Genomic DNA, 4,865 nt, shown 5'->3' with positions numbered 1-4,865 from the left:
CGACCCAGCCGCCGAAACCCGCGCCGACCCACACACCGCGGCCCGCGCCGGACAGCCCCGCCAAGGACCCCGTCACGCCCGCACCGACGCCGCCCGCCAAGCCCACGCCGCCCGCCAAGGACGACGAAGACGGCGAGAAGAAGGGCCTGTGCCTCGGCGTCCTCGACAAGCTGCTCGGCTGCCTGCTCCCCGGGATCCTGGGGTAGCTCAGCCCTGGTAGTCGTCGATGAGCTGGGTGAGGACGGCGGTGTAGTGCGTCATGATGCGTTCGAGCTCGGCCTTGTCCGCGATGTCGAGGAGATCACGTTCCAGCAGCACGAAATCGCAGCGGCTCTCCCAGTCCCTGATCACCTCGGGATCAGGGAAGAGCTTGAGCCGCTCGCGGCTGGCCTCGCCGAGGTACCAGCACGCGACGTCCCTGAGCAACCTGCTCGCAGCGTCGACCATGGTCCGTTGGTGTCCGGCGGACGGGCCGGGGAAACCCGACCCGTCGCAAGATCATGGTCAGCCCTGCCCCAAGATCATCCCTTGTAGGCGAGAATCTGGTCCCATTTCCCGGGCCGGTACTCCAGGGCGGCGATCCGGCGGAGCTGCTCGCGGTCGCCGTGGAACGCCCGCATCGACTCGGCGACGGTGACGCCCCGCTCGGGCCGGAACTCGACCGTCACGGGATCGCCCGCGCCGATCTCGCCGGGCTCCAGCACGCCGAAGTAGGCGCCGGGACGTCCCGCGTCGGCGAACCGCTTCACCCAGCCCCGCTCGTCCAGCCACGCCTTGAACTTCGCGCACGGCACGCGCGGCCCGCGCACCTCCAGCAGGACGCCGCCGACGCGCCACCGCTCGCCGAGGAACGCGCCGTTCGGGTCCGTTCCGAGCAGGGTCAGGTTCTCGCCGAACCGGCCGGACGGCAGCTCCCGGCCGAGTTCGCGCTCCCAGAAGTCGAGGTCCTCCCGCGCATAGGCGTAGACGGCCTGGTGGGGCCCGCCGTGGTTGTTCAGGTCGGCCTGCTCGTCACCGGCGAACCCCAGCTCACCGACCGCGACCCGGCCGGCGGCGGCCCGCTTGTCGATGGCCGACGGACCCCACTCGACGTCCTGGATCGTCCCGATGTTCACCGAAAGCACGCTTCCCATGGCTTCACCCTAATATCAGAGCCGTTCGAGGATCGTGGCGTTGGCCAGGCCGCCCGCCTCGCACATGGTCTGCAGGGCGTAGCGGGCGCCGCGCTCCTCCATCGCGTTGACGAGGGTCGTCATGATGCGGGCGCCGCTCGCGCCGAGCGGGTGGCCGAGGGCGATCGCGCCGCCCTTGACGTTGACCTTCGCCGGGTCGGCACCCGTCTCCCTGAGCCAGGCCAGGACGACGCTCGCGAACGCCTCGTTGACCTCGAACAGGTCGATGTCGGCCAGGTCGAGATCGGCGCGGCGCAGCACCTTCTCCGTCGCGGGGATGACGCCGGTGAGCATGAGCAGCGGGTCGGAGCCGGTGACGGCGAAGCTGTGCAGCCGCGCCTTGGGGGTGAGGCCGAGCCGGGCGGCGTGCTCGGAGGTGGTGATGAGGAGGGCGGCGGCGCCGTCGTTGATGGGGCTGCTGTTGCCGGCCGTCACCGACCAGTCGATCTGCGGGAAGCGTTCGGCGTAGCCGGGGTCCTCGAACGCGGGCCGCAGCGCCGCCAGGGCGTCCAGGCTGGTGCCGGGACGCACCGACTCGTCGGCGAGCACTCCGTCGATCGGGAGGATCTCCTTGGCGAACGACGCGGCGGCCGCCTTGACGTGCGAGCCGAGCGCGAACTCGTCCTGCTCGCGGCGGGTCAGCCCCCATTTGGCGGCGATGAGCTCGGCGCTGACGCCCTGCGGGACGAGCCCTTCGGGGTACCGCTCGGCGACGCCGGGCCCGAACGGGTCCTTGCCCGCCGGGACGTTCGACCACATCGGCACCCGGCTCATCGACTCCAGCCCGCTCGCCACGACCAGGTCGTAGGCGCCGGAGAGGACGCCCTGCGCCGCGAAGTGCACGGCCTGCTGGGACGAGCCGCACTGCCGGTCGATCGTGGTGGCCGGGACGGACTCGGGCAGCCCGGCCCCGAGCCAGGCGTACCTGGTCGTGTTCATGGCCTGCTCGCCGACCTGGTCGACGGTGCCGGAGATGACGTCGTCGACGAGGGCCGGATCGATCCCGGCCCTGTCCATCAGCGCCCGATAAGTCCGGCCGAGCAGGTCGACGGGGTGGATTCCGTGCAGCGAGCCGCCCGGCTTCCCCTTGCCGACCGGGGTCCTGACGGCTTCGACGATCACTGCGTCCCGCATGGCGGGCCTCCTCACCCAGGGGGTTCTTATACGAACGATCGTACTGTTTGTTGCCCTGAAGATAAGAGTGAGGTAAACCACATTCCTTATTTCGTCGGACGCGCTGGACAGGGGAGGCGTGATCGGTTCGTCCTGTCTAGGATCGTCGCGTCCTGAACGGGCTTCGAAATCGGGGGTTGCGATGGGCAGGTCATGGACCGGAAGGCAGACTCTGCGCCCACGCTGGCGCTGCACGCATGAGCGGATGCCGCTCGGCGCCGCGTACGATCCGGACACCTACCGGCTCGTTCCGGCCGAGCCTTCGCTCACCCTTGAGCAGCTCGCGGCGGCGGCCGACCCGCTCGGCGGGCACGGCTGGCGTTCGGCCGCCGGGCTGGTCTGGAACCGGGAGGAGTTCCTGGACCTGCAGTGGGTGGCGGACTGGGCGGCCGACTACGAGGCCGGCGAACGGTACTGCTGGTCGATCTTGGAACGGTACGGCGACTTCATCCCGGCCGACCTCGCCGTCCTCGAGGCGGTTTCCGCCGACTTCCAGGGGATCGAGACGTTCGGGCACGAAGCGTCTTTCGTCCACGAATGCCATGTGCACTCCTTCGCCGAGATCGACGACCTGCACCTCGCCCTGCTGGCCCTCTACCGCGACGGCTGGATCGTTCCCCTGGCCGACGGCACCGTCGTCTCCCCCAGGCTCGTCCTCGCCCCCAGCCTGTTCTAGGCCGACGGCGGGGGCGCGTCCGGGACAATAGCGGTCATGTCCCAGCGCGAACTCGTCGTCCTCGGTACTGCGAGCGCCGTTCCCACGCGGCGCAGAAACCACAACGGCTATGTGCTGCGGTGGGACGGGCAGGGGCTGCTGTTCGATCCGGGTGAGGGGACGCAGCGGCAGATGTCGCACGCGGGCCTCGCCGCCAACGACCTGCACTGGATGTGCATCACGCATCTGCACGGCGACCACTGCCTCGGCGCGCCCGGCATCGTCCAGCGGCTGGGACGCGACGGCGTGGCGCATCCGGTGGGCGTCGCCTACCCGGCGAACGGGCAGGTGTACTGGGAGCGGCTGCGCGACGCCACGCCCTACTACGGCAGGCCCGACCTGCGGGAACATCCTCTCGAAGGCGAGCATCCGACGCTCACGACGAGCCCGTTCACGCTGACGGCGCGGCCCCTCGACCATGCGCTGCCCACCTACGGCTACCGGCTGGAAGAGCCCGACTCCCGGACCTTCCTGCTGGAGAAGCTGAAGGAGCACGGCATCCACGGCCCGGCGATCCGCGAGCTGTCCGGGCCGCTGCTGGCGGAGGTCACGACCGCGCGGCGCGGCCAGAAGTTCGCGTTCGTCATGGACACCCGGCTCTGCGACAACGTCTACGCCCTCGCCCAGGACGCCGACCTCCTCGTCATCGAATCCACCTACCTCGACGCCGAGACCGCCGAAGCCCACGACCGGTTCCATCTGACCGCACGCCAGGCCGGGGAGATCGCCCGCGCCTGCGGTGTCCGCCGGCTCGTCCTCACCCATTTCTCCGAGCGCTACACCGCAGAGGACGACCAGCGCTTCCTCGAGCAGGCCGGCTTCGACGACACGGTCCTGGCCACCGACCTGATCCGGGTGCCCGTGCCGCGCCGCCGGTGACCGCCTTTCCCATAGAGGGACGTTCTCGTTAACAGCGCCTCGTTGATCAACTGTGCCGATGTGATTACGGTCGGTCACAGACAAAGGGGGCTCGGGGCGCATGAAGGCGTTGTTGCTGACGGTCGGGTCACAAGGGGACGTCCAGCCGTTCGTGGCCTTGGCGGACCGGCTCCGGCGAAGCGGGCATGAAGTGCTGCTCGCCGCGCCCGATCTGTTCCACGGGCTGGCCGCGGCGCACGAGGTGCCGTTCGCGCCGCTCGGCCTCGACATGCTGAAGGTGTCCGACGCCATCGAGGACTCCCACGGGGTCCGGCAGTGGCTGCGGTTCGCGCGGGCGCTCGGCCGGATCGCGCCCGACGCCCTCGACGCGGCGCACGCGGCGGCGTCCGGCGAGTTCGACGTGGTCGTCCACCATCCGCTGCTGCCGCTCGGGCACCATCTCGCCGAATACGCGGGGGCGCGCTCCGTGGTGGCGCTGCCGACACCGGCCGTCCAGCCGACCAGGGCTTTCTCCTCGCCGGTGTGGGCGATGCCGGTGCCGTTCCCGCGCGCCTCCTATCGGGTGGCGTCGCGGCTGGTGCGCGGGCCGTTCGCCCGTGACCTCGACCAGTGGCGACACGGCACGTTGAACCTGCCGCGTCGGCCGGGCTGGCGGGATCCGCTGCTGCGGCCCGGTGGGGAGGAGGCGACCGTGCTGCACGCGTTCAGCCGGCATGTGCTGCCCCGCCCCAACGACTGGCCCGCCACCGCGCACATCACCGGCTACTGGAATCTGGCCGTCCGCGACGACCATGAGCCGAACCGGCGGCTCCAGCGGTTCCTGGACGCGGGTGAGCCGCCCGTCTACATCGGGTTCGGGAGCACGCCGTTGAAGGATCCGCAGGCCACGGCGGCGGCCGTCGTCGCGGCGGCGCGGGCGGCGGGCG

6 protein-coding genes and 1 pseudogene are annotated in these 4,865 nt (G+C 70.7%); 4 read left to right on the top strand and 3 right to left on the bottom strand.

Annotated elements, in window-relative coordinates; translation table 11 throughout:
- Nucleotides 1-206 (top strand): annotated as a pseudogene (locus ACYVE7_RS29045) (hypothetical protein); the annotation flags it as partial.
- Between the two features lies 1 nt (nt 207).
- On the opposite strand, the gene ACYVE7_RS29040 reads toward ACYVE7_RS29045, so the two are convergent.
- The 3 genes from ACYVE7_RS29040 to ACYVE7_RS29030 all read right to left on the bottom strand — a co-directional run bounded on the left by ACYVE7_RS29040 (nt 208) and on the right by ACYVE7_RS29030 (nt 2,306).
- Nucleotides 208-447, bottom strand: coding sequence for a hypothetical protein (locus ACYVE7_RS29040; protein ID WP_460369069.1), 240 nt, complete (start codon nt 445-447; stop codon nt 208-210).
- A gap of 74 nt (nt 448-521) precedes the next feature.
- Nucleotides 522-1,133, bottom strand: a complete 612-nt coding sequence (locus ACYVE7_RS29035) for an MOSC domain-containing protein (RefSeq protein ID WP_460369067.1) — start codon at nt 1,131-1,133, stop codon at nt 522-524.
- Between the two features lie 15 nt (nt 1,134-1,148).
- Nucleotides 1,149-2,306, bottom strand: coding sequence for a thiolase family protein (locus ACYVE7_RS29030; RefSeq protein ID WP_460369065.1), 1,158 nt, complete (start codon nt 2,304-2,306; stop codon nt 1,149-1,151).
- A gap of 244 nt (nt 2,307-2,550) precedes the next feature.
- Between ACYVE7_RS29030 and ACYVE7_RS29025 the strand changes: the two genes are divergently transcribed.
- The 3 genes from ACYVE7_RS29025 to ACYVE7_RS29015 all read left to right on the top strand — a co-directional run.
- Entirely contained in the window at nt 2,551-3,021 is a 471-nt protein-coding gene (locus ACYVE7_RS29025; protein WP_460369063.1) for a hypothetical protein, read from the top strand.
- A 36-nt stretch (nt 3,022-3,057) separates the two neighbouring features.
- Nucleotides 3,058-3,939: a ribonuclease Z gene (locus tag ACYVE7_RS29020; protein ID WP_460369061.1), complete on the top strand. Its 882-nt coding sequence runs from the start codon at nt 3,058-3,060 to the stop codon at nt 3,937-3,939.
- A 100-nt stretch (nt 3,940-4,039) separates the two neighbouring features.
- On the top strand, nt 4,040-4,865 hold an 826-nt coding region (locus ACYVE7_RS29015), incomplete at its 3' end, for a glycosyltransferase (protein WP_460369059.1).

It is taken from the genome of Actinocorallia lasiicapitis, assembly GCF_054778695.1.
This window is presented reverse-complemented; position numbering and strand designations above follow the sequence as displayed.

Bases quoted from the DNA above. Each gene is read 5' to 3' on its own strand.
- ACYVE7_RS29020 (WP_460369061.1), top strand. From the start codon at position 3,058: ATGTCCCAGCGCGAACTCGTCGTCCTCGGTACTGCGAGCGCCGTTCCC.
- ACYVE7_RS29030 (WP_460369065.1), bottom strand. From the start codon at position 2,306: ATGCGGGACGCAGTGATCGTCGAAGCCGTCAGGACCCCGGTCGGCAAG.
- ACYVE7_RS29035 (WP_460369067.1), bottom strand. From the start codon at position 1,133: ATGGGAAGCGTGCTTTCGGTGAACATCGGGACGATCCAGGACGTCGAG.
- ACYVE7_RS29040 (WP_460369069.1), bottom strand. From the start codon at position 447: ATGGTCGACGCTGCGAGCAGGTTGCTCAGGGACGTCGCGTGCTGGTAC.
- ACYVE7_RS29025 (WP_460369063.1), top strand. From the start codon at position 2,551: ATGCCGCTCGGCGCCGCGTACGATCCGGACACCTACCGGCTCGTTCCG.